At 37.5% G+C, this 25,881-nt stretch carries 14 protein-coding genes and 3 pseudogenes; 13 read left to right on the forward strand and 4 right to left on the reverse strand.

Annotated elements, in window-relative coordinates; translation table 11 throughout:
* The first annotated feature begins 94 nt into the window (after positions 1 to 94).
* From HMPREF9145_RS11385 to HMPREF9145_RS14065, 12 genes and pseudogenes are all read left to right on the forward strand, one after another.
* Positions 95 to 1,765: a glycoside hydrolase family 26 protein gene (locus HMPREF9145_RS11385; protein ID WP_021826414.1), complete on the forward strand. Its 1,671-nt coding sequence runs from the start codon at positions 95 to 97 to the stop codon at positions 1,763 to 1,765.
* Positions 1,766 to 1,850: 85 nt separating this feature from the next.
* The gene (locus HMPREF9145_RS11390) at positions 1,851 to 3,272 is read left to right on the forward strand and encodes a sialate O-acetylesterase (protein WP_231369798.1); all 1,422 of its coding nucleotides are present in this window, start codon (positions 1,851 to 1,853) and stop codon (positions 3,270 to 3,272) included.
* A 652-nt stretch (positions 3,273 to 3,924) separates the two neighbouring features.
* A complete protein-coding gene (locus HMPREF9145_RS11395) occupies positions 3,925 to 5,151 on the forward strand; it encodes a glycoside hydrolase family 27 protein (protein ID WP_021826538.1) in 1,227 nt (408 codons plus the stop codon).
* A 103-nt stretch (positions 5,152 to 5,254) separates the two neighbouring features.
* A complete protein-coding gene (locus tag HMPREF9145_RS11400) occupies positions 5,255 to 6,490 on the forward strand; it encodes an acetylxylan esterase (protein WP_021826443.1) in 1,236 nt (411 codons plus the stop codon).
* A 14-nt stretch (positions 6,491 to 6,504) separates the two neighbouring features.
* A complete protein-coding gene (locus tag HMPREF9145_RS11405; protein ID WP_021826459.1) occupies positions 6,505 to 7,785 on the forward strand; it encodes a glycoside hydrolase 5 family protein in 1,281 nt (426 codons plus the stop codon).
* A 56-nt stretch (positions 7,786 to 7,841) separates the two neighbouring features.
* A complete protein-coding gene (locus HMPREF9145_RS11410; protein WP_021826442.1) occupies positions 7,842 to 10,106 on the forward strand; it encodes a glycoside hydrolase family 3 N-terminal domain-containing protein in 2,265 nt (754 codons plus the stop codon).
* 2 nt (positions 10,107 to 10,108) lie between these two features.
* A complete protein-coding gene (locus tag HMPREF9145_RS11415; RefSeq protein WP_021826498.1) occupies positions 10,109 to 11,191 on the forward strand; it encodes a glycoside hydrolase family 26 protein in 1,083 nt (360 codons plus the stop codon).
* A 49-nt stretch (positions 11,192 to 11,240) separates the two neighbouring features.
* Positions 11,241 to 12,404: a glycoside hydrolase family 130 protein gene (locus HMPREF9145_RS11420; RefSeq protein ID WP_021826531.1), complete on the forward strand. Its 1,164-nt coding sequence runs from the start codon at positions 11,241 to 11,243 to the stop codon at positions 12,402 to 12,404.
* Entirely contained in the window at positions 12,401 to 13,822 is a 1,422-nt protein-coding gene (locus tag HMPREF9145_RS11425) for an MFS transporter (protein ID WP_021826408.1), read from the forward strand. Before HMPREF9145_RS11420 ends, HMPREF9145_RS11425 begins: the two co-directional genes overlap by 4 nt.
* Positions 13,823 to 13,843: 21 nt before the next feature.
* Positions 13,844 to 15,040, forward strand: coding sequence for an AGE family epimerase/isomerase (locus HMPREF9145_RS11430; protein ID WP_021826530.1), 1,197 nt, complete (start codon positions 13,844 to 13,846; stop codon positions 15,038 to 15,040).
* Positions 15,041 to 15,101: 61 nt separating this feature from the next.
* Complete coding sequence (locus tag HMPREF9145_RS11435; protein WP_021826428.1) at positions 15,102 to 15,992, forward strand: AraC family transcriptional regulator; 891 nt, start codon at positions 15,102 to 15,104, stop codon at positions 15,990 to 15,992.
* A 310-nt stretch (positions 15,993 to 16,302) separates the two neighbouring features.
* Positions 16,303 to 16,509: pseudogene (locus HMPREF9145_RS14065) on the forward strand (IS256 family transposase, variant Zn-binding type); the annotation flags it as partial.
* 120 nt (positions 16,510 to 16,629) lie between these two features.
* Here the strand turns inward: HMPREF9145_RS14065 and HMPREF9145_RS14280 are convergent.
* Positions 16,630 to 17,750 (reverse strand): annotated as a pseudogene (locus HMPREF9145_RS14280) (IS5 family transposase).
* Between the two features lie 71 nt (positions 17,751 to 17,821).
* On the opposite strand from HMPREF9145_RS14280, the pseudogene HMPREF9145_RS14285 reads away from it, so the two are divergent.
* Positions 17,822 to 17,959, forward strand: a pseudogene (locus HMPREF9145_RS14285) (IS256 family transposase, variant Zn-binding type); the annotation flags it as partial.
* Between the two features lie 296 nt (positions 17,960 to 18,255).
* Here the strand turns inward: HMPREF9145_RS14285 and HMPREF9145_RS11450 are convergent.
* The 3 genes from HMPREF9145_RS11450 to HMPREF9145_RS11460 are packed head-to-tail and all read right to left on the reverse strand — an operon-like array spanning position 18,256 to position 25,667.
* Positions 18,256 to 18,855, reverse strand: coding sequence for a hypothetical protein (locus HMPREF9145_RS11450; protein WP_021826440.1), 600 nt, complete (start codon positions 18,853 to 18,855; stop codon positions 18,256 to 18,258).
* 12 nt (positions 18,856 to 18,867) lie between these two features.
* A complete protein-coding gene (locus HMPREF9145_RS13255; protein WP_021826429.1) occupies positions 18,868 to 25,254 on the reverse strand; it encodes an RHS repeat-associated core domain-containing protein in 6,387 nt (2,128 codons plus the stop codon).
* Positions 25,233 to 25,667, reverse strand: a complete 435-nt coding sequence (locus tag HMPREF9145_RS11460; protein ID WP_036907653.1) for a T9SS type A sorting domain-containing protein — start codon at positions 25,665 to 25,667, stop codon at positions 25,233 to 25,235. Before HMPREF9145_RS11460 ends, HMPREF9145_RS13255 begins: the two co-directional genes overlap by 22 nt.
* Between the last annotated feature and the right edge of the window lie 214 nt (positions 25,668 to 25,881).

Below are 25,881 nucleotides of genomic sequence, written 5' to 3' on the forward strand. Positions count from 1 at the left end.
ATGCTATACATTAAAAGTATTCCAGCTTAATCCTCATTCAGAAATGGAGGAGAATTTAATTTCATCATTCTTTTTATCTAAAATAAAAGTATATATGTTCAAAAATAGATTTAACACAGCTGCGTTGGTTTTACTATCACTTGCTACTTCTGCATGTAGTGATACTGTAGAACATTATATTGCATCTGTTGGCGCTCCTGAATTTGTCAGTGTTTCTCCGCAAACAAATATCAAAGCAGGACTTGATTCCATTATAGTTAGCTATGACAAGAATGTTTTCTTTGCCTCAGAAGATTATGCGAAGATCACGCTAAATGGTTCTCCTGTTGTTAGCGCTAATGTCATAGGATCGTCTAATCAGTTATTGATTATGGCTAATATTGACCGTGATCAGAATTATGAATTGGTTATTCCAGAAGGAGTTGTTACAGGGCCTAATCGCGTTGCTGCACCTATGATAAAGGCTAATCTCACAGCACAGACGCAGCAAATAGATAAAACTCCAGTTAATCCTAATGCCTCTACTGAAGCAAAAGCACTTTATCAGAAGTTACTTGACAACTATGGTAAGAAGGTGTTTTCTGCTACGATGGCAAATGTTTCATGGAATAATGAAAATGCAGAAAAGGTACATCAGCTCACAGGCAAGTACCCAGCAATTAATGGATACGATTATATTCATCTGCAATCAAGTACTCCTGGTGGATGGATTGATTATTCAAACATCACTCCGGTCCAGTCGTGGCACAATGCCGGTGGTATGGTTACAATAAGTTGGCACTGGAGTGTTCCAACATCAAATCCTTATGTTTCTGCAGTTCCCGTATCGCTTTATTCTGGTCCGAATAAGGTTATTCCGAGTGATTGGAGCGGTAATATACAGCTAACTACACAGGCTACGAAAGACATATTGGCTAAAGCTTCAATAGGAAGTAAGTTAATAGTGAAAATTACTAACGTTAAACCAGGTGCTCAAGGCTCTATAAAGAATAGTAGTTGGGCTGGCTTTGTGGATGAAAGTGGAAAGAATTGGGATTACTTTAATATAAGCGGTGATAGCTATTCAATGGCACTTGATCAGACAACACTTAATGAAATGCGTGCTAACGGATTAATACTTGGTGGACACGATTATACCATAACAGGAGTCACTGTAGAAGCTGCTGGTAGCGTAAAATATGATTTCTATGCTGCAAAAAATGAGTTTACACTCGATGATGCTGTTAAAGATGGCACCTGGGCAAATAGATTTATGAAGGCCGATTTAGAGAAGTTGACTCCTTATTTGATGCAACTGAAACAAGCAGGAATACCTGTTTTATGGCGTCCTCTACACGAAGCTGCTGGTAAATGGTTCTGGTGGGGCAATGGTTCTGCTGAATCTTACGTAAAGCTTTGGCGTTATATGTATGATTATTTCAAACAAAAAGGACTAAATAATCTCATTTGGGTATGGACTTCCGAGAAGGCCGATGCGAACTGGTATCCAGGTGATGAATATGTAGATGTCATCGGTACAGACGCTTATGGTCAACAAAATGTACCACTTTCTGCAGAAGAAATGGCTGATAGATTTAATACTTTAGCATATCGTTACCCCAAGAAGATGATTTCACTAACAGAATGTGGAACGGTAACGGATATCCCAAATCAGTGGAAACAAAATGCAAAGTGGAGTTGGTTCATGCCATGGTATGGTGGAAATCATGCTTCTGATGATTGGTGGAAGGCCACAATGAACAGTGATAATGTTATTACACGATAAATCATCTTATTCCTCCTCTCTTTTGAGAGGAGGGATTTGTCGTTTTAAATTAAATTCTCTTTTTCCTTAAAATGAATTGAAAGCAATGAAGAATCATTATTATTTGATATTTTGTTTCTTACTAATTTTGAACTTGCCTGCTACAGCTAAAGTACATTTACCACACATTTTGAATGATAATATGATTGTACAGCAACAGGCAGAAGTAAAGTTTTGGGGTACAGCAACATCGAATTCACGTGTCGTAGTAAAGCCTTCGTGGAGTAAACCAGTATCGGTTGTAGCTGATAAAGATGGGAAATGGAATGTAAAGATTCGTACACCTAAAGCAAGTTATACACCACTCAATATTACGTTTGATGATGGACAAGCTGTTTCTTTGCATAATATCCTTGCAGGAGAAGTATGGGTTTGCGCTGGACAAAGCAACATGGAGATGCCTCTTCAAGGTTTCTATGAGTGTCCTGTTGAAGGGTATCAAGATGCAATTGCTATGTCTGGACAAATGAAAGGTGTGCGATACGTGAAGATTCCTGCGTCAATGAATGCTATGCCAAAAGATGATGCTGTTTGTCGTTGGGAAGAGATTAATCCTAATTCTGCTTCATATTGTAGTGCAGTCGGTTATTTTTTCGGCCGCAAACTCCATGAAATTCTCAATGTTCCGATAGGCTTAATTCTCGCTAATAAGGGTGGAACAATGGTAGAGAGTTGGCTTGATAAGGACTATCTTCAACATCATACCGATGAACCAACTGACTCTACTGAGATTGCAATGAAATATCCAAAGGATTGGCTTAGACCTTTACTTTGGGGGAATGGAACATTCCATCCCATCCTCAATAGTACTATTCGAGGTGTTATTTTCTATCAAGGTTGTAGCAATGTTGACCATAACTCTTCTACGTATGCAAAACGTTTAACGGAGCTAATCAATCAATGGAGAAAAGGTTTTCGTTCATCTGAGTTACCTTTTTACTTTGTAGAAATTGCTCCATATAATTATGGTGATGCCATGGGGACAGCGGCTGCACTCATCCGTTCACAACAACAAGAAGTGGCAAATAATGTATCTAATACAGTACTTATAGGCACAAATGATTTAGTTTACCCTTTTGAAGCAGAACAAATCCACCCTCGTCAGAAGCGATTGGTAGGTGAACGGTTGGCTATGGCAGCTATAGCACGTGACTATGGCTTTGATCAAGTCTTCTATCGAAGTCCAAGTTTTGAGAAGTTAGAAATCAGAAATGACAGTTGTTTTGTTCACTTGAAAGATACATATCATGGAATCATTGCTACGAAATCGTATGAAGGATTTGAAATAGCGGGTCAAGATAAAGTGTTTTATCCGGCAAATGCGCAATATATCCGTAATAACACATTCCTTTTAACATCACCCAATGTTACCCGCCCTGTTGCGGTTCGTTATTGTTATCATAACTTTCAATTAGGAACAGTGAAGAATCAAGCGGGGCTACCACTGCTTCCTTTCAAAACAGATTGAACATAAATATTTGTATGAGGAAATGGAAATACAGCAAGACAATTAGTATAATTTTAGTTGAAATAATATTAATCTAAAGACAAGTCGATTGGTATATCTGTGGAAAATCATACGAAGTATTGAAAACATCATGAGAAAATTTAATGTATAATGGATGCAGTCTAATTATAGATATGAAATAATCACGATATGAAATCAGGTATTTTATGTCTTGATCTGACTTAAATTGTACAATGAAGTGTATCAGATTACCTGGTAAAATGAGTCTATTCATATCGTTGTTAAATTCAGTGTGAATTATGATATTTTTTTAGTTTAAATATCAATTGAATCAATCTTTATAATTATCTGTTTATTAATAGATTGTATAACTAAATAAAGTGTATAAAAGAAATGATGATTCTGATGGTTGAATGATATTAGATGCTTCTAAAAACTATAAAAAAATGGGGCTGTTCAAATTCATCTTATGTTCTTATTCATTAGACATCGTCAAATATAATTGATAGTAACAAAGATTAAATACATTTGAAAGAAATAGTTACAGCCCCATGAAAGTGTCTATTTTAGTCAAAATAGTATTTGTGATTTAGATATTTAAGTTTTATCTTTGCAAAGTAATTACCTAAAGCCAAAATTCAAATTCAATAACATGAACAAAAAGAACGCTATTACTTTACTATTGCTTTTACTCCTATCGCTTAGAGTTAGTGCTCAGAAATGGGATGAATTGTCGAAGACTCCTCAAATGGGTTGGAGCTCATGGAATAAGTTTCAAGGCAACATTGATGAGGATATTATTAAGAGTATAGCCGATGCTATGGTGTCAAGTGGGCTTCGTGATGCTGGATATATCTATGTAAATATAGATGATTGCTGGCATGGTAAGCGTGATTCTAATGGTTTTATACAGGCTGATCAAAAGCATTTCCCACATGGAATCAAAGCACTTGCAGATTATATACATGCACGTGGTTTGAAACTTGGTATTTATAGTGATGCTGGTTCAGAAACATGTGCGGGCCGTCCAGGCTCATTGGGTCATGAATATCAAGATGCATTACAGTATGCGCGTTGGGATATAGACTATCTAAAGTATGATTGGTGTAACACAACAAATATTAATGCGCGCGGTGCATATCAACTGATGAGTGACGCATTACGTGCTGCTGGTCGCCCAATCTTCTTCTCTATGTGTGAATGGGGGGATAATAATCCATGGCGATGGGCAAGAGATATTGGTAACTCCTGGCGCATAGGGCCTGATATTTGGTGTTCGTTTGACTCAACAAGAGTGTTTCCCACTTATGTACAATATAGCGTTTTAGATTGTATTAACAAAAATGATAGCTTGCGATCTTATGCTGGTTCTGGTCATTGGAACGACCCAGATATGCTCGAAGTGGGTAATGGTTTAACCATAAATCAAGACAGAGCACATTTCACAATGTGGTGTATGATGGCCAGTCCACTAATTCTTGGTAATGATGTTCGTAACATGAGTGCAGAAACTAAGGCTATACTGACAAACCGAGAACTTATTGCTATTGACCAAGATGAACTTGGTGTACAAGGTCTTCGCTTTTTGCGTAGAGAGGGATTGGACTATTGGTTTAAACCACTTGCAAATGGTGATTGGGCTATGACGATATTAAATCCAACACGTCAGCCTATTGTTTGCAAGGTGAACTGGCAAGACTTTAACTTTACAGATGAGGCTGTAAGCAAGCGAAGTACTGCATTCAACAAAATCGTTTATAAGGTAAGGAACTTATGGACTGGTCGAATGGAAGGAAAAACATCGTTGAAGAACAAGATTGATCGTCAGCTTACAATTCCTGCACAAGATGTGGTTACTTATCGCTTGTATAGAAAATAAGTTATTTCGGTATTTATTCTATTAATTAATCTTTCAGAATATGATTATTTCATTAAAACGCTCCGTAACCCTTCTTATTACTTTCTTTTTGACATTGAATTTGATGTCACAAATACGTGGTAATGAAGTCATGGTATTGATTAGTCCCAATCATACTGATTGGAATTATCAATTAGGTGAAGAGGCTATATTCAATATATCGGTATTGAAAGATGCTTGTCCCATGCCACAAGCGGAAGTAGATATAGAAGCAGGTCCTGTGATGTATCCTGATGTCAAACGTTCAAGAGTGGTCTTGAAAGATGGGAAAATGACATGGAAAGCAAAGATGACAAAAGAAGGTTTCTATCGTTTGAAGGTCACAGCACACGTGGGCGGACGTACTTATGATGGACTTTGTACAGTTGGTTTCGCTCCCAATAGATTGCTACCCACAGAGAATTGCCCAAAAGACTTCCTTCAGTTTTGGAAACAAGCTTATGAAGATGCAAGTCGATATCCTCTTGATGCTCATCGAAAACTATTGCCTGAACGTTGTACTGAGCGTGCAATGGTTTATGAAGTGAGCTTTAATGGCATCAATCCGGGTAGTCGGATATATGGTATTCTTTGTATCCCGACAGCGTTGAATATTAAACATCCGGCACTCTTACGAGTACCTGGAGCTGGTGTAAGACCTTACCAGGGAGATATATGGATGGCAGAACGTGGAGCAATTACTTTGGAGATAGGAGTACATGGGATTCCTGTGACAATGCAACAGCAAGTATACGACGACTTATTACATGGGGCGTTGAATGGTTATTGGGAAGCAAATCTTGACAATCGCGACCAAATGCCTTACAAACGCATATTTATTGGTGCATTAAGAGCTGTAGATTATCTTACTCAATTGCCTGAGTGGAATGGTAAAGAACTTGGAGTTACTGGCTCAAGTCAAGGTGGTATGCTTTCACTTGTGTGTGGTGCAATGCATCCTAAGGTAACTTTTATTGGTGCTGTACATGCTGCTTTGTGTGATCATAAAGCGTCTTTGTATGGTAAAGCATGTGGATGGCCGCACTATTTTTATGGACAAAAGCATCCAAATTTGCAGAAAGTGGAAGTAAGTGGATATTTTGATGGTGTGAATTTTGCACGTCTTTTAACAATACCAAGTTGGTTTTCGTTTGGTTATAATGATGAAGTTGTCCCACCTAATAGTTCGTATGCTACTTATAATGTTGTGAAAGGAGCTAAGAAATTAAGTGTGTATCCCGCCACAGGTCATTTTTGGTTTCAAGAGCAGTGGGATGAATGGCAGTCTTGGATAGCAAAACAATTGAAGCTGGAACAATAAAATTACATTGAGATATGAATAAAATGAGATACTATTTAATAGGTTTGTTGCTTGCTTGTTCTACAATTCTACAAGCACAGTCATTCGTAACAGTAGATAATGGGCGATTAAAACGTGATGGGAAACCTTATACTTTTATTGGTGCAAACTATTGGTATGGAGCAATTCTTGGGTCAAAAGGAAGTGGAGGTGACCGCAAACGATTGAATCGTGAGTTGGATGAACTTAAACGCTTAGGTATAAACAATCTTAGAATTCTTGTTGGAAGTGATGGGCAAGATGATTCAAAATGGAAGGTAAAACCCGTCTTACAGACTTCTCCAGGAGTATATAACGATACCATTCTTGATGGATTAGATTACCTAATGCAACAGTTGGAGCGTCGTAAAATGGTTGCCGTGCTCTATCTGAATAATGCGTGGGAATGGAGTGGTGGTTATGGTTTTTATCTTGAGAATAGTGGGGCTGGAAAAGCTGTTCAGCCAAATGAAGCAGGATATTCAGCTTACATAAAGTATGCATCACCGTTCTCTACGAATGAAAAAGCGCAACAACTTTATTATAATCATTTGAATTTTATCCTAAATCGCACTAATAGATACACAGGTAAGCGTTATATTGATGACCCCGCTATTATGTCTTGGCAAATAGCAAATGAGCCTCGGGCCTTTGATCGGGCTGTATTGCCGGCATTTGAAAAGTGGATTGCCAAAGCTGCAGCATTGATGAAGCAAATAGATAAAAATCATTTGGTGAGCATAGGCTCTGAGGGTGCTTTTGGATGTGAAGTTGATTATGATGTTTGGATGCGTATTTGTGCAGATAAGAATGTTGACTATTGTAACATACATGTATGGCCTTATAACTGGAGTTGGGCTAAGAAAGATTCATTATTACAGAACTTAAAGCGTGCAGAAGATAATACTAAAGAGTATATAGACAAGCATTTGGCGATATGTGCCAAGTTGAATAAGCCTTTAGTAATGGAGGAATTTGGATATCCAAGAGATGGTTTCTCATTTTCAAAACAGGCAACTACAAAGGCACGAGATTCATATTATAGTTTTGTTTTCTCGCTTTTATTGAATGATGTGGCTCAACATGGGTACTTTGTTGGCTGTAATTTTTGGGGTTGGGGAGGTATAGCGCAGCCTAAACACGAGCAGTGGCAGCCAGGAGATGAGTATACTGGTGATCCAGCCCAAGAGGCTCAAGGGCTGAATTCGGTATTCTCATCTGATAAAAGTACAATTAATATTATCAGAAAAGCTATAAAAGGTCTTCCAAAAGATTAAATTATCTCATGAAAAAAATATTCATAGTTATTCTCTTAACTTCTATATCTCAAATTATGCTGGCAAAGATGGAGAAGCCTTTATATAAGAATCCGAAAGCAAGTGTAGCGCAACGAGTAGACGATTTGTTGCGAAGAATGACGCTTGAAGAGAAAGTTGGACAGATGAATCAACTTGTTGGTATAGAACATTTCAAGACTAACTCTATAACAATGTCAGCTGAAGAGTTAGCTACAAACACAGCAACGGCTTTTTATCCAGGTGTCACTGTTAGTGAAATAGAAGATTGGGTACGTCGTGGTTGGGTTTCTTCTTTTCTTCATGTACTTACACTTGAAGAAGCTAACTATTTGCAGAAACTGAGTATGCAAAGTCGTTTGCAGATACCTCTTATTATAGGCATTGATGCGATTCATGGTAATGCGAAGTGTAAAAATAATACAGTCTATCCAACAAACATAGGATTAGCCTCATCATTTGATGTTGATTTAGCATATAAAATTGCACGACAAACAGCAGAAGAGATGCGTGCAATGAACATGCATTGGAACTTTAATCCCAACGTTGAGGTAGCAAGAGACGGACGATGGGGGAGATGTGGTGAAACATTTGGTGAAGATCCATACTTAGTTATGCAGATGGGTGTTGCAACAAATAAAGGTTATCAGCGTAATTTGGATAACACCTCAGATGTTTTAGGATGTGTAAAACATTTCGTTGGTGGGTCATATTCTATTAATGGAACTAATGGAGCACCTTGTGATGTATCAGAACGCACTCTTCGAGAAGTATTCTTTCCTCCCTTCAAGGCTACCCTTCAACAGGGTGGAGACTGGAATGTGATGATGTCACATAATGAATTAAATGGTATACCTTGCCATACAAATCGGTGGCTGATGACTGATGTCTTGCGAAAAGAATGGGGATTTCAGGGCTTTATTGTTAGCGATTGGATGGATATAGAGCATTGCGTTGATCAACATCATACTGCAAAGGACAACAAAGAAGCTTTTTATCAAAGTATTAAGGCGGGTATGGATATGCACATGCATGGGCCTGAATGGCAGAAAGATGTAGTGGAGTTAGTTCGTGAAGGTCGTATTCCTGAGAGCAGAATAGATGAAAGTGTGCGTAGAATACTAACAGTTAAGTTTAGATTAGGACTCTTTGAACATCCTTATAGTGATGTAAAGACTCGTGACCGAGTGATTAATGACCCTGTACATAAGCAAACCGCATTAGATGCATCACGTGAAAGTATTGTCTTATTAAAGAATGAAAAGCAGTTATTGCCACTTGATGAACATAAATATAAAAAGGTACTTGTAACAGGAATCAATGCCAACGACCAGAACATTATGGGGGATTGGAGTGAGCTTCAGCCCGAAGATAAGGTGTGGACTGTACTCAAAGGGTTAAAGTTAGTGTCACCTCATACAGACTTTAGATTTGTTGATCAAGGTTGGGACCCACGAAATATGTCACAATCTCAAGTAGATGCTGCAGTAGAAGCTGCAAAAGAATGTGACTTAAATATTGTCTGTTGTGGAGAATATATGATGCGTTTCCGATGGAATGAACGCACTTCGGGTGAAGATACAGATCGAGATAACTTAGACCTTGTTGGACTTCAAGAGCAGTTGATACGTAGATTGAATGAAACTGGAAAACCAACTATTCTAATTATTATTAGTGGTCGCCCATTAAGTGTAAGGTATGCAGCTGATCATGTCCCTGCTATAGTGAATGCTTGGGAGCCTGGGCAATATGGTGGACAAGCGATAGCAGAGATACTCTACGGGAAGATTAATCCATCAGCAAAGTTAGCTATGACCATACCTCGGCATGTTGGACAGATTTCTTCATGGTATAATCATAAACGTTCGGCCTATTTTCATCCTGCTGTTTGTGCGGATAATACACCTCTATATCCTTTCGGTTATGGATTAAGTTACACAAAGTTCAAGTATAGTAATTTGGTTTTGAGTGATACAGTCATAGAGAACGATGGTAAATCAGTCATAAAAGCTCAAATAACGATAGAGAATATTGGAAATCGTGAGGGTACAGAAGTGTGTCAATTATATATTAATGATATTGTCTCTTCTGTAGCTCGTCCCGTAAAAGAATTGAAAGATTTTAGAAGAGTTACACTAAAAGCTGGAGAAAAACAAACAATTGAATTCATAATTACTCCTGATAAGCTTGCTTTCTACGATGTTGATATGAAGTTAAAGATTGAACCTGGGGAGTTTAAAGTAATGATAGGAGGGAGTAGTAAAGATGAAGATTTACAGCAAGTAACTTTTAATGTGAAATAGATATGAAAAGAATTGTATTAATTATTGCAACAGGTTTGCTCACAATGAGTGCCTATGCACAGCATAAAATCAATCAAACACCAGCGCAATCTCTTATAGAACGTTTAGAAAGATTGCAGAAGGTAGGTGTAATGTTTGGTCATCAAGATACATATTTTTATGGAACGACATGGAAATGGGAATATGGAAGGAGTGATGTTCATGATGTATGTGGCGATTATCCGGCTGTACTTGGTTGTGAACTTGGTGGCTTGGAGTTAGGAAATGAAAAGAATCTTGACGGAGTTCCTTTTGACAAGATGCGCCAAGAGATTATAAAGCATTATCAAAATGGGGGTATTGTCACAATCAGTTGGCATCCCTATAATCCAGTTACAGGTAAAGATGCGTGGAATACAGGGGGAGATGCTGTTAAAGAAGTGTTGCCTGGGGGGCGTGAAAAGAATAAGATGAAGCTTTGGCATGAACGACTTGCTAATTTCTTTTTGTCTCTTAAAGATAATAAAGGAAAACTAATTCCTATTATTTTCCGGCCTTGGCATGAGATGAATGGTGATTGGTTTTGGTGGGGAAGCAAACATTGTACATCTGAACAATATAGAGCCTTATATCAGCTTACCTACAAAGCAATGAAAGATAAAAAACTAAAGAATTTAGTGTGGAGCTTTTCTCCAAATGCTAAAGCAAATGATACATCTGATAATTATTTTAGAAATTATCCAGGAGATAAATTTGTTGATGTGTTAGGTGTTGATCTTTACCAATATGGTACAAGGGAAGCATTTGTTGAACAATGTCAAAATGAAATGAATATCATGTCAACTTATGCAAAAACTCACTATAAACTATACGCCTTAACAGAAGCCGGATATCGCAATACTCCTGATGAGAAGTGGTTTACTTCTACCTTGTTGCCAGCTATTAAGGGCTACTCTCCATGCTATATCCTATTATGGCGCAATGCATGGGATAAGGCTGAAGAAAACTTTGGCCCTGCACCTGAGAAGTCATGTGCTAAAGATTTCAAGGAACTATATAATAAGAACGAATTGCTTTTCCTGCATAAAGTTCAACAATATAAATGAAAAGATAATTCACATACAAGAGTAGTTTAAAATAAAAAATAATTATTATATGTCAACTTTCAATACAAAACTCAATGTTCTTCGTCTGCATCACGAAGCTCTTCTTGCAAAACCTAATCATAAAGTTGAATTTGGTAATGGTATTTATGACCGTTATGAGAATCCTATTCTTACAGCAGAGCATACGCCCTTGGAATGGCGTTATGATATGAATGAACGTACAAATCCATTTTTAATGCAACGAATTATGATTAATGCAACGCTTAATTCTGGCGCTATAAAATGGAAAGATAAATATGTTTTAGTTGTACGTGTAGAAGGAGCTGACCGTAAGAGCTTCTTTGCAATAGCTGAAAGTCCTAATGGAATTGACCATTTTCGCTTTTGGGATGAACCAATTACAATGCCAGATACAAACCAACCTGCGACTAATATCTATGATATGAGGCTTACACGCCATGAAGATGGTTACATATATGGAATATTTTGCGTGGAAAGACATGATGATAGTCAGCCTAATGACTTATCTGCAGCAGTGGCAGCAGCAGGAATTGCTCGTACAAAGGATCTCAAAACATGGGAGCGTTTGCCTGATTTGAAATCGAAGAGTCAGCAGCGTAATGTTGTGCTTCATCCCGAATTCGTTAATGGTAAGTATGCCTTTTACACACGACCACAAGATGGATTTATCGACACAGGGTCTGGTGGTGGAATAGGATGGGCCTTGGTTGATGATATTACTCATGCTGAATTGCAGGAAGAAACAATTATTAATCCTCGCCACTATCATACAATTATGGAGCTGAAAAATGGCGAAGGCCCCCATCCTATAAAGACTTCTAAGGGATGGTTACATTTAGCTCATGGAGTAAGAGCATGTGCCAGTGGACTTCGTTATGTATTATATATGTATATGACAGCGCTGGATGAACCAACACGCATGATTGCACAACCAGGTGGTTATCTCTTAGTTCCTGAAGGGCCTGAATATATTGGTGATGTAATGAATGTTGTTTTTTCAAATGGTTGGATTGCTGATGAAGACGGACGTATATTTATTTACTATGCCTCTTCAGATACTCGTATGCATGTTGCAACCTCAACAATTGATAAGTTAGTAGATTATTGTTTGAATACTCCACAAGATGGACTTACTACTTCGGCAAGTGTTGAAACTATAAAAAAACTCATAGACAGAAATCATTCATTATGAAGATTGGACTAAGTGAAAAGATAGGTTATGGGCTTGGCGACATGTCTTCGTCAATGTTTTGGAAACTTTTCGGTGCCTATCTAATGATTTTCTACACTGATGTGTTTGGAATCTCGGCAGCAATTGTTGGTACGATGTTCGCTGTTACGCGTATCTGGGACTCCTTTTTCGATCCTATCGTGGGTGCATTTGCTGATAGGACTTCGTCACGTTGGGGGCGTTTCAGACCCTATTTACTTTTCTTGGCATTGCCATTTGGTATAGTCGGTATATTAACCTTTTTCACTCCACCATTTGACGAAACAGGAAAAATCATCTATGCTTTTATCACCTATGGATTAATGATGATGGTTTATTCAGTCATTAACGTTCCGTACGCATCATTGTTAGGAGTGATGAGTCCTAATCCTACGGATAGGAATACGTTGGCTTCTTATCGCATGATGTTTGCATATTTAGGCTCTTTTGTTGCGCTTTTACTCTTTATGCCGTTAGTTAACCTCTTTGAAGGGCAGTTTTCAAGTTTAGATAGGCTGGGCTGGTTAAGTGCTTCACAGTTCGGATGGTTTATAACAGTAGCTATATTTGCGGTTGTTTGTGTCATCCTTTTCCTTGGTTGTTTCGCACTTACAAAAGAACGAGTGAAACCAACGAACCAAGAAAAGTCCTCTTTAAAGACCGATCTTCGTGATTTATTACACAATAAACCTTGGTGGATACTATTGGGAGCGGGCATAGCCTCTTTGGTTTTTAACTCTATTCGAGACGGAGCGACCGTTTATTATTTTAAGTATTATGTGGATGAGACAGCTTTTGGAAATATCACGATCTTAGAAATTCCTTTTGTTCTAAGCGGTCTTTATTTGGCAATAGGCCAAGCTGCCAATATTCTTGGTGTTGTAATAGCAGCTCCAATTAGTAATTTTATAGGCAAAAGACGTACATTTATGTTTGCTATGTTGATTGCATCATTACTTAGTGTAGGCTTTTTCTGGCTTGATAAAGACCAAATAGCGCTCATCTTTATATTTCAGACACTTATTAGTATATGTGCAGGTAGTATATTTCCTCTATTGTGGAGCATGTATGCGGATTGTGCAGACTATAGTGAATTGAGTACAGGAAATAGGGCGACAGGATTAATCTTCTCCTCTTCTTCTATGAGCCAGAAGTTTGGTTGGGCTTTCGGAACAGCGATAACAGGATGGATGCTTGCCCGATTTGGATTCCAAGCAAATGCCGTTCAGTCTGCTGAAACGATACAAGGAATTAAGATGTTTCTCTCTATCTTACCTGCGATAGGAGCCTTTATCTCATTATTATTTATCTACTTTTATCCTCTTAGTGAAGAAAAGATGAAGCGGATAACAGGAGAATTGGAGGTTAGACGTAATGAAAATGTATCAAGTTCAAATTAGTTGTTAATTAGTTTACGTATTATGGAACAGCTTTCGAAAGCTTTATTATATGAGTTAGAACATAATATACTTCCGTTCTGGATGGATAAGATGATTGATAATGTCAACGGAGGTTTCTTGGGTCGTATTGATGGATATGGCAATCCTGTTCAGAATGCAGAAAAAGGCGCTGTCTTAAATGCAAGAATTCTTTGGGCATTTTCAGCAGCATATCGTGTCTTACGCAAGCAAAGCTATTTAGAAATAGCAACAAGAGCCAAAGATTACTTTGTGTGTTATTTCATCGATCGAGAACAAGGTGGGGTCTATTGGAGCTTAGATGAAAAAGGAAATGTTTTGGATTCAAAGAAGCAGACCTATGCTATTGGTTTTGCTATTTACGGACTTAGTGAATATGTTCGCGCTACAGGAGATAACGAGGCTTTGGAATATGCAAAACAACTTTTTTCAGATCTCGAACAATATGCCTTTGATGCTGTCCATAATGGCTATGTAGAGGCGTTGACGTGTGACTGGAAACCAATTGCTGATATGCGATTAAGTGATAAAGATGAAAATGGTTCGAGAACCATGAATACTCATTTACACATTATAGAGCCGTATACTAATTTGTATCGAGTGTGGCGAACTCCAGAGCTTGCCGAACGGATACATAATTTAATTGATATCTTTTTGAACAATATATTGAATCAAAACACAAGGCATCTTGACTTATTTTTCGATGACAAATGGCATGGAAAACGAAACATTCAAAGCTTTGGTCATGATATAGAAGCTGTTTGGTTGTTACATGAATCAGTTATAGAATTGGGTAATACAAGTCTACGAGCTAAAGTAGAGAATGTAATTCAGGAGATAGCTAAAGCCGCAGATGAAGGTCTTCAGGCTGATGGTTCAATGATATACGAACGTTGGCTTGATATAAATCAGGTTGATTCACAGCGTCAATGGTGGGTAATGTGTGAATGTATCATAGGACATGTGGACCTTTATCAATATTTTGGAGATAAGAAAGCCTTAGAGATAGCACATCGTTGTTGGCAATATACTAAAGAGCATCTTATAGATTACCACGAGGGCGAATGGTTTTGGGGATGTGATCAGTATGGAAATCCAAATCGAAGTGACGATAAAGCAGGTTTTTGGAAATGCCCTTATCACAATACAAGAATGTGTTTAGAGATAATAGAACGATATGAAGTAATGAAGAAGCACTAAATCTTTATTAGTTTGAATTTGTGCTTTCTTGTTATGAATGAGAAGTTATAATTTACTGGTTATGGATAGTTATGTATTACATGAGATAACCCCGTTGATGGAGACTGATGCACTTTATATTGCAGACAGGCATAAAGGCGAGTTTTCTTACCCTGTACATAATCATGATGTCTACGAGCTTAACTTTGTAGAAAATGCGGCAGGTGTAAGAAGAATAGTAGGAGATAGCACTGAAGTCATTGGTGATTATGACTTAGTTCTTATCACTAATCCAACGCTCGAGCATGCTTGGGAGCAGTATCAATGTAGTAGTGATGATATACGTGAAATCACAATACAATTTAATTTCGGTGCAGGCATGAATGAGAATGACCTGTTTTTTGGAAAGACTCCTTTTGAAAGTATACGTCAAATGATGAAAGAAGCTCAGAAAGGATTAGTCTTTCCTATGTCTGCTATAATGAAAGTGTATAGTAAACTCAGCGGACTGAGTCAGATTTCCGATCGTTTTTCAGCTTTAATGGAGTTTCTAAACATTTTGCATATCCTATCGAAAAGTAAAGGGGCTAGAACCTTAGCAACAACCAGTTATGCTAAAGTCGATGTTGAAGATGATAGTAGACGAATACTATCAGTAAAGAAATATATATCAGATAATTATATGTATGAACTTCGTTTGAAGACCCTTGCGGACTTAGCCAATATGAGTGAGAGTGCGTTTTGCCGTTTTTTCAAACTTCATACAGGTCGGCGCTTGAGCGATTATATTATAGATATAAGATTAGGTTATGCTACTCGCATGCTGATTGACACAACAGATACGGTTGCTGAGATAAGTTTTAAATGCGGATATAATAATATGAGCAACTTCAATCGTATTTTTAAGCGAAAGAAAGGATGTTCACCAACTGAATTTAGAAATAATCACCATAAAATCAAAGTTATAGTATAGTCTTCTAAACAGTCTTGGAAGTCTTTTATTCTATATTGAATCAGAATTAATTTATATTTGAAAAATTATATTAGTATTATTAGAGTTATATGTTGAAAAATAATATATAAAGTTACTATCTGTTGATTTTAGGTAGAATCTTAAGAAGCATTGATTTAAGCAGATCTGATATCATTGAAAACAACATGCTTAATGTTATTTAACATTTTAAAATAAGGCGTAATGGACCTTTGGTAGGATGAAATCCCTCGGAACGCTTTTATTTACTACCTTTGCAGCATTTGAAAACCTATAACTAAAAAACTGTATCCAAACGATTTCGGATCTATCCACTCTTCATAAATGTTCAGAATGAACCATACGACGTAGGTTGAGCTTAGTGGTAGATAGCTTTACTGTTACTTATCCCAAATCTGCAGTAATAATACTAGACACAACATGCTTCTCCAAGACATTTGGTGTGATGCTGTTTCAGGATGCTTCTTCGGGAAAAATACTCTATCGAGATCTCTGCAAAACCTACCATCCTCTCAATTTTCACCCATAACTATTAGAAGAATAAATATTTTTGACCAAAAGATGCTGTTGGAGGTTACTTTTTGAGTAGATAATAATCTTTTATCGGTGTATTTTCATATTATTTGATACAATTTGACACAATAATCCCTGGCGTTCGGTATAAGTTGTAGACAATGGATTCCATAATATGCTGCGCATGTGTTTTTGAAAGTCCGACGTATCTTGCTATTCCAGCACCAAACCATCTATGCATAGAACCAAAGTTCTCATTCTCCGTTCCTCGCACCCATGTATAGCGCACCAAACCATCTATGCATAGAACCAAAGGTACGTTCTACTTTGTAGCGTATCTTACTTATAGCAACGTTGATACGCTGCTGCCTTTCTGTAATTTCATGTCCTCTTGTTCCCTTATGCATGATACGACTTTTAAGTTTCATACGTCTGAGGGTTTCTTTGTTCTCCATCGAGTCATATCCTTTATCGGCATAAACAAGTGCTCTCCGTGGCAATTCAGCTTTCTTTAGAGGTGTTTCTAAGTGTTTCATATCACTTTCATTGGCAGCTGTCGTTTCCTCGGCAAGCACCATTCCGTTTTCATCCGTTACCGTGTGACGCTTGTAACCGAAGTGGAGCTTTCCCATCTTCTTTACTCAACGGGCTTCTGTGTCTACGTTAGGCTTGACAACTTCTTTGAGCATGGCTTTCTCCGAAGCCTCCATGTTCTCATCCTCTTTTCTATCCTCAACGACCTCATAGCTCTTACCTCCGCGGGGGCGACGGGGCGTATTCGTAATGCTGGCATCAATAATGGCGCCACGCTTTACAATGATTCATTTAGCTTCCAATTGCCTGTTAAACTCCGCAAGAAGCGTATCATACAGATCCGCTTCAACAAGAATGTTGCGAAAACGGCACACTGTAGTACTTGTCAGGAACGATATCTTCCATGCCAAGACCTGCAAAACGGCTGAAAGACAGGCGGTCGTTAACCTGATCTTCAACTTCTCCGTCACTCAGACCATACCAGGTACGGAGTAATTCAATCTTGAATAAAACAAGGCTGTCATAGCTGGGCCGGCCAGTAGACTTATAGCCTTTCGTATAAGCCACTTCCATTATAGCACGAATAGGCGCCCAATCAATGACTGTGTTTATTTGTGAAAAGAATGTCTGCTTGACCTTTCTTTGCCCAAGAAACAAGTCAGCAAAACTTGGAGAAGATAACTTCTGTTTCATACGATAAAGGTACAAAAAATATTTAAGAAAGGCAAATTATAGGAGGAGTATTGCAGAGGTCTTGATATACAATACCTAATACAACAAACCAGTTGGAAGGATTTAACTCACAACTTAAAAGAGCATTACATAATCATAATGGATTGAATGGAACTAATAAAAAGAAGTTTATAGATGGATTCATAAATACAAAAAGTAGACTGGAATGACCAGCCTACCAAATGTCCATTTCGCCTTTTATTTTTACTGATACCTACATAAAACTTGGTGTGCAAAGAAGTCAAAAATAGCATCAGAGAGCCATCTTCCAAATTCTCCTCCATAATAATATCAGCCATACCACCAGCAATTCCAAGAGGAACTGGATTTGAGCCTGAACCAACTAATCAGCCAAGAGCTGCACTGCCAATTCTTCCTCCCTAACTATACCAAAAGTGTTGCCAAATATTTCATGGAGAATCACTTGTTTTTTTTAACCATGTTACTCCCTTATTACAAATTTATACTATTTAGAAATGGGGGCACTTTCCAATACAACACCCGTTAAGTTTGCCTTTCTTATATTTTTGCGAATATCCTCTGAAACAAACAAAGTTGGCAATATCTCCCACCAATTTTCCTGATTTGGTACTGGGAATATGCTATATTTTTGAATCTTGGATTGCGCATAAACACGTTTAATTATTCTTCCATTTCCTGCAAAAATACATTTACTGTCATCTAGTATATCAAATTGCTCATAAAACATAGGAACATAATAATTCTTGGCTTCCTGGTTATACACAATACGACACCTAATCCACTGAAGCTTTTCTTGTCCTGTCAAGCAACGATCAATACATTCTTTTAGTTGTGATGAAAACAAAGGCCAAGCCTGATTATTAGGTAAATAGTCAAGCCATATTTCTTTCAGATCCAAAAAGTCTTGGCTGATTTGCAATCCATCATGAGTTACATGAATACAACGAAGTGTAAGAACATAAGGCAATTGTAACAAGCCATCACTATCTTGAATAAGTTTACAAGGCATTGTAACAGCATCTGATAAAAATGCACTTGCACCATCTTTATTTTCTTTAGGGTATAAGGAATAATATTTCTTCATTTTATATTATAGTTATTTCCAAAAATTCTTTCTAAGCATATTTGGATTATTACGTACAGGATCCTTAACATATTTTTCAAAATAATATAAGAATTTTGAAGTGCTTCCATTTGCCATATGATCTGCAGATCTCATATTCTCCAGAACAAAAGCATGGTATTCGTTAGGATGTCTTCCTAAATGAGGCATAACTCCCGTATTCCAAGAATCATTCAGATCCAGACCATATTTATCTGCAATTTTATTCATCTTTGGGGTGTAAAGCTTATTTTTGTTCGTTGCAAAATGATGTATTTGATTTGGTTTATTATCAAATAAATACCTGAATAATGATAACGACGTTTTATAAGCACTTTTTATTATTAATCCTCCAAATAACAAATCAAATTCTGGATAAACTGCAACTAGCGGCTTTTCATGTTGGACATTTAAAATCGGGTTTGTTATTATGCTTTTACAAACAACTTCTTGCAAAGGCTCTATGGCTTCTAATGTTCCATCAGGTAACCTCTTTACATATCCAGTGCCTCCATTACCATCGTATCCATCATGTTCCGCAAAATTGAAAGCACCAATTTGTAAACCATTTAAGGCACCTTGCAAGAAGTCACATCCTGTTGCCCAAGCGATTGCTCCACCGGCAGCAGTTGTAGATGCCATTAATAAATATGGATTCCAATTAGATGACTGTGCAAACGATCCCATACCTGAAGAAGCTGCTCCTGAAATTAATCCATTCCAGAAATTATCTCCATTTAAAGCATTTAATACACCACTAGACAAGCCATGTGCTCCCGCTCTAAGCATTTCACGGCCAAATAAGCCCGCCGGTCCGAAGACTGAGCCAATACCATAAGTTGCTGCCGCGCTAAGACCTCCAATCAAGGCCCCTCTCCATATTGGCTTATCTGACATAGCTGCATTCATGGCACCCATCATTGCGCCCATTGCAGTTATTGCGATAAAATCATCAAGAACAAATACATTACCACTAGGATCAGCATATTTGAGAGGATTATTCAGACAATAACTATAGCTGTTATAGTTCTGACTATTGTCTCCTTCCTGTACGTATTTATCGGGGCTCAGGAATCTTCCTAGTACCGGATCATAGACACGGCCATTCATATTGATGAGGTTGAACTCATTCAGCATCTCATGACCGCCATAACCTCTGATAAGGCCGATTGTATTGACTGATACAGTTTGTTTACCCCATGCATCATACTCTGCAGAGAATACCTTGCTGCCATTTTCATCAACAACAGACAAAATACTACCTAAGTTGTCCTTGAATGACTGATATATCTGGAAAGTTCCATTCTGTCGGATAACAATGACATCACCATCCAGATAATAGTATTCGCGAGTAACACCATTAGCAACGACCTTCTCGTAATCATCCATGTAGGTAACTTTACGCAGAACCATATTACCTTGCTTCAAAATACTAAAGCAACGTTCAAGATCCGGACCATAATCGATGGTCATAACCTTACCATTTTCCTGAAGTGACGAAATTTTATTGAGGTCATTAAACAGGGTTGTACAATCCTGTGTTGAGATGAGATTATCTGTATTGTCTACTGATGATACCGCATGAGGACGCTCTGCATCATAATAGTACTGACCTATACCTGTTTTAGAAGTGATATTGCCATTCTCGGCATATTTGATATGCATCGTCTCTTTGGTGCCAACTTTAACAGACACCAATCGATCAAGATTATCATAGCCAAATGTTTCCTCTGAAAGTGAATTACGAGCACGTGAAAGCAAATTACCTGTTGCTCCCTCATAATTCATTTTAAACTGATCAAGAACAGTACTGCCATTCTTCAGAACAATATCGTTCTTGAAGCCTCGAGAATCGAGTGTAAATGTTGTCGTATATTTGTTTAAGGATGATGTTATAGTCTCTAATCCATCATAACCATCAACTTGATATACAATCTTATCATTTGCTGTAGTCTGAGTCTTGTTTCCGTACTTGTCGTATGTATATTTTACAATAAGGTTACCAGGATAAGTAGTCTGTACCAATTGATTGTTTGCATTATATGCATACTTAAACTGATACGTTCCATCACCACTAACTGTTCGCGTTTCGGTAATTATCCGGCCCAATTCGTCATGGGTATATTCTACGCTATTACCATTTACTGTAGTTTTTACTAGATGATTGATAGAATTACCCGATGTACCATAGGTGTTCGTAATTAATGTATTACCAGCCCTAGTTGACGCAAGTCGTCCTTCAGCATCATACGTATAGATGGTTGTGATATTACGAGCATCTGTAAATTTCATCACCTTACCATCGGCAGCATACTCATAGTTGATATTGCCGGCATCTGGCGATTGAACCGCGATTTTATTTCCTACTTCATCATATTGGAAATGGGTTGTGGTACCATTGACTGTAATCTTAGCAGGCTTGCCTATTGAAGAGTAGACATAGTCAACTTGTGTAACAGGATCTGATGATTTGACAAGATTACCCCATGCATCGGTAACTTTAGTATAACTTCTACCAGCGGTTGTTTCAGTTACACTACGATTACCATAGCTAAACGTAGACGATTTTCCAGAGCTTTTAACATCACGGGTAAGACGGCCTCTTTCATCATATTTAAATGTTTTTGAAAGAGTAAGTTTACCTGTCTTTTCTTCAATCTTAGTCTTCTGTCCCTTAGAATTGTAGGTAGTAGCCAGAGAATAAGCATTAGCGTTCTGCATAACAGACTCCTGGAGTACCTCATGGCCTGCATTATCAAACCATACAGCAACCCATGGCTTTCCGGTAGAAGAAGTTGTGATGAAGTACTTCTTACCATAGTAAGAACCCCATCCCATTTTTTTTGTAGTAGTAATACCAAAAGAATTCGCCTCACTAATTTCTGTTCCCCATCCATCATAAACATGCTTAGACGTCAGGATATGAGACTTATTTGTCTCATCATTCTCTGTAAGAACATTACCAAACAAGTCATAGGTATAGGTAGTTATTCGAGGACTGACACTATCATATGCCTTAACGACAAATCGACCGGAAGCATCGTATACACTCATCTCGGTATTGGCAACAATACCCTTACCACTCTGAGTTGATGTCAAGACATTACCATAAACGTCATACGTAGTATTTACTGTGAGAGGTAATGTTGATCCATCATTAGCAACTGCTTTAATTACCTCACCCTTATCATTATAGGTATATGTAGTTGTAGAAGAGTTTACTTCAGAATCATCTTCATGTTTTTGTGATTTAATAACATTCAGAGGCATCCATTGGTTCATCTTCTGTATATAGCTATTATAAGCAACTCTCTTATACATATTATCGCCATCATTTTTGACGATTTCAACCGTAGGTACTCCCTTTGCAGTATCATAAGTAGTATATGTTTCTGATGTATTTCCATCCAAATCGGTCAATGATTTTCTGGAAGTATATGCATAATAATTTTGACCACTTATGTTGTTAGCAATAGTTGTATATGAAACAATCTTTGAAGAATTGCCACCAACGGTTGACGTGGTAGTTGTCTGAATAGGTATCCACTTGTCAGTATCCCACTTATCTACAGTTGTTGTTTCCCTAGTGCCTAAGGTAAGGTTCTCTGTGGTCATAGAAGAAAAACCTACTGTACCTTTACCAGCAACATGTAGCTTCAAATCGCCATATTGATATTGTATGGTTTGTGAACCGGCAGCACCATTATCCTTAATAACTTTAGAAACCAAAGGTACAGGAATAGTATAGCTATTTACAGGATAAGCAGAAGAATAAGTCTGAGTATAGACAGATGGATCTGTTGCACTCTTATAATAAATATAGGTCTGCAGACCAAAACCATCTGTAATAGAAGAAATTTTGCCCTTGCTAACTAAATTATAGCCACTACGATAAGTATGAATCTTATCATCGGACTTATCATTATCTACAAGAAGGTTTTTACCGAATGAAGCATATTGTACATCACCATCGCCAGTAAAGTCGCCTAAGAATATATTATTAGGTTCAGCATCTTTTTCCTGATGTGTAACATATTCCTTGTGTAATTCAAATCCAGTACCTGTAGATCTAACAAAAAGAGTTTTGGTAAAGTCGTAATAATACTTAGAACGGAATCCACCATGGAATATGTAATGCGCCTTGGTAATCACAAAGTCACATTTGCCATCATGATCAAAATCGTAGGCCACCATATTGAAACGACTATTATCTTTATTCGTCTTCTGATTGGTTTCACTTAGAGTAACAGCTTCATTATTGACCGTAAACGTACCATCCCCATTATTGATGGCCAGACCATATTTCCAGTCACCCTGAAGGAAGGCAAAATCAATCATGCCATCACCATCGAAGTCACCCTGTACAATACGATGCTTATCACCAAGATTAGCTCCCTCCTTTGAATTATACTCAGTATATTTTGTAGAAGATAATTCACCACCATTATTGTAGTAAATCTTATAACCTCCATCGTAGAAGACAATGATATCAGTAAGACCATCATGGTTGTAATCACCTACAAAAAGCTTCTTTGGTTCACGATCTAATTTGAATTGAAATTTTGTAGCATCTAAACTGTTACAATCTTTGTAACGAAGAATGGCACCATTGTAATAGCCATCCTTAGCACGGTCCTCCAAATAGAATAAATCATCGCGACCATCACCATTTGAGTCATAAGTGGTAAACAGTGGAGTATGGTCACAATTAACCAACCTACCGGTAATCTCACTGAAACCACCACCATTCACAATACTCTTGCCCCATACAATGGTATACCTTTCACCATAATTACTCTTATAACCACAATAATATGGAATAATCAGGTCATTATAACCATCACCATCGAAGTCCATAGCTTGAATACCGCCAATAACATTATTCAAATCATCCATCGAGAATGACGGATTCAAATCAAATTGTTTTGGTGTCTGATAAGTCACATTATCATTAGCATCTTTCTTGCTTAAACTGACAAAAAGGAAGGTTTTCCCCTGTCTGCTCTCACCACCATTATAACGCCATACATAAGCACCTCGAGATAAACGGATAATATCACTTATACCATCATTGTTAACATCTACAGCAATAAACGTCTTGGCACTCTCTTCGATCATGCTAGAAGGAGAACTTGTCTGTACGTTTAGATTCGTATTAGAAATATACAATGAAAGCAAATGGTCCCAATCAATTTTAATTGGAGCTACCTTACGTCCTGCTCCATTAGCCAAATCTACTTGAGTAAGGCGATAGTACTTATCTTTGGTTCCGTCAGACGTACTATTATAGGTAAATGTATAAGCGCGAAAAACAGAACCATTCGTCTGCGTTGTTATCTTAGACAAATAAACATCCATTTTGCCTTGTCTATCGCCAATAGCAAACGGACGAGCATATGAACCTGCCAAAGAACTGTACGTAAAGAGAATTAGATTGGTTATACCGCGACTCTTAGCTGTATTAATACCATACTCAATACTAACAGGGCGAAGGTTATAATTCGTTGTCGTATAATGGTATTTTACCAAATTACTATGTACATCAGTAGTTTGATTGATATACCATGCAGCAATACATGTTACATTCTTTCTATTTACAAAAGACAATCGTGATTCGCTCGTATTACCTAACTGATAAGTTTTGCCATCAGTACAAACAACAGAAAACCAACATGCACTCGTATTGATATTATTATGGAGGGTTACTATTGTATAAGGATCACCTTCTGGAGTATATGTAGAGCCATTATAACCATAAGCTCCTGTTTTCAATATCAAGCGTTGTCCATTGAGAAACAGGGCATCACCTATACCGTACGAAATTCCAGCAATTTGCTTATCATGATACAAATCCTTACAGGCACGTGTAATGCATGATAAGCCAGTAATGTTAAAACCAAAACCGGCCAAACCGTTACCCGACTGACTATTATAACTTACACCGATAGAAGGGGTAAGGCTACCACCATTAGGTGCAGATATATTAATACTATAAACTGCAGCTCCAGAATTATTTACACTAAGTGCTCCTTTAGGACTACCAACATCATAGGTACTTGACGTAGACGTTGGTGGAGTCGGCATCACTGGTTTATTAGGATGAATAGGTAAAACAGGGTCTCCTGGATCAATAGGTAATATTGGGTCTCCAGGATCGATAGGATGAACAGGACCGATTGGATCTATCGGTTCAAATAGCTTATCAGGATTTGGATAGAGCTTATCAAATGTATTAGCCGTAGCAGTAATTGTTTTTTGCTTAGCTATTGTTTTGATGGAATCATTGCTAGCATTTGCAGAAATTGTACTCGCCAAACCTGTTACTACAGAAAAAAGTAGTGCTTGAAGTAAATATCTTCTCATTTCTTTACGATTTTCCATGTGGTTGATTTTCCGTTGATTGTGATTTGAAGTAGATAGACTCCATTGGGTTGATTGCTAATGTTAATAGCAATATTATCAGTCTCTATTTTCTTCGCCAGAATTTGCACTCCCAGAGTCGTGTAAACCTCTAAAGAACACTTGTCCGTCCCTTTTAACCCGGAAATACATATTCTCAAAGCCCCTTTTGTAGGATTTGGATATATCTTTATAGAATGGTCACGTAGCATATCAGAGAAACTCTGATTGTCAGATGAAAAGTTTTGCTGCTTTGTCATAGCTTTAGGAACTATCATAACGATTTCCCGTTTTACACGATTACCTGAGGTATCATAACTATATCCAATTCTGCTTTGTGCAGAGGATACTACTGGCAACAAAGCCAAATAAAACAATAAGTGAAATTTTCTCATGTTCATTCTGATTATTATGTTAATAATTTTTTATCTTTCGAAATTATTGTTTTTCTTATAGTAGCAAGTCTGGTGTGAATATACAAATAACTATTGTTTATAACAAGAAAAATAGTTTTTTTAAAAAAATGTGTTTTCTTAGCATTTTTACTACTTTTGTAAAAAAGTTAAAACTGACCCTATGTAGTCATTTTATAACTTTTGTTATTAGCGT

The organism is Segatella salivae F0493 (genome assembly GCF_000477535.1).
Lineage (GTDB): Bacteria > Bacteroidota > Bacteroidia > Bacteroidales > Bacteroidaceae > Prevotella > Prevotella salivae.

Coding starts and splice junctions, on each gene's coding strand:
- HMPREF9145_RS11385 (WP_021826414.1), top strand. CDS start 95: ATGTTCAAAAATAGATTTAACACAGCTGCGTTGGTTTTACTATCACTT.
- HMPREF9145_RS11390 (WP_231369798.1), top strand. CDS start 1,851: ATGAAGAATCATTATTATTTGATATTTTGTTTCTTACTAATTTTGAAC.
- HMPREF9145_RS11395 (WP_021826538.1), top strand. CDS start 3,925: ATGAACAAAAAGAACGCTATTACTTTACTATTGCTTTTACTCCTATCG.
- HMPREF9145_RS11400 (WP_021826443.1), top strand. CDS start 5,255: ATGTCACAAATACGTGGTAATGAAGTCATGGTATTGATTAGTCCCAAT.
- HMPREF9145_RS11405 (WP_021826459.1), top strand. CDS start 6,505: ATGAATAAAATGAGATACTATTTAATAGGTTTGTTGCTTGCTTGTTCT.
- HMPREF9145_RS11410 (WP_021826442.1), top strand. CDS start 7,842: ATGCTGGCAAAGATGGAGAAGCCTTTATATAAGAATCCGAAAGCAAGT.
- HMPREF9145_RS11415 (WP_021826498.1), top strand. CDS start 10,109: ATGAAAAGAATTGTATTAATTATTGCAACAGGTTTGCTCACAATGAGT.
- HMPREF9145_RS11420 (WP_021826531.1), top strand. CDS start 11,241: ATGTCAACTTTCAATACAAAACTCAATGTTCTTCGTCTGCATCACGAA.
- HMPREF9145_RS11425 (WP_021826408.1), top strand. CDS start 12,401: ATGAAGATTGGACTAAGTGAAAAGATAGGTTATGGGCTTGGCGACATG.
- HMPREF9145_RS11430 (WP_021826530.1), top strand. CDS start 13,844: ATGGAACAGCTTTCGAAAGCTTTATTATATGAGTTAGAACATAATATA.
- HMPREF9145_RS11435 (WP_021826428.1), top strand. CDS start 15,102: ATGGATAGTTATGTATTACATGAGATAACCCCGTTGATGGAGACTGAT.
- HMPREF9145_RS11450 (WP_021826440.1), bottom strand. CDS start 18,855: ATGAAGAAATATTATTCCTTATACCCTAAAGAAAATAAAGATGGTGCA.
- HMPREF9145_RS13255 (WP_021826429.1), bottom strand. CDS start 25,254: ATGGAAAATCGTAAAGAAATGAGAAGATATTTACTTCAAGCACTACTT.
- HMPREF9145_RS11460 (WP_036907653.1), bottom strand. CDS start 25,667: ATGAGAAAATTTCACTTATTGTTTTATTTGGCTTTGTTGCCAGTAGTA.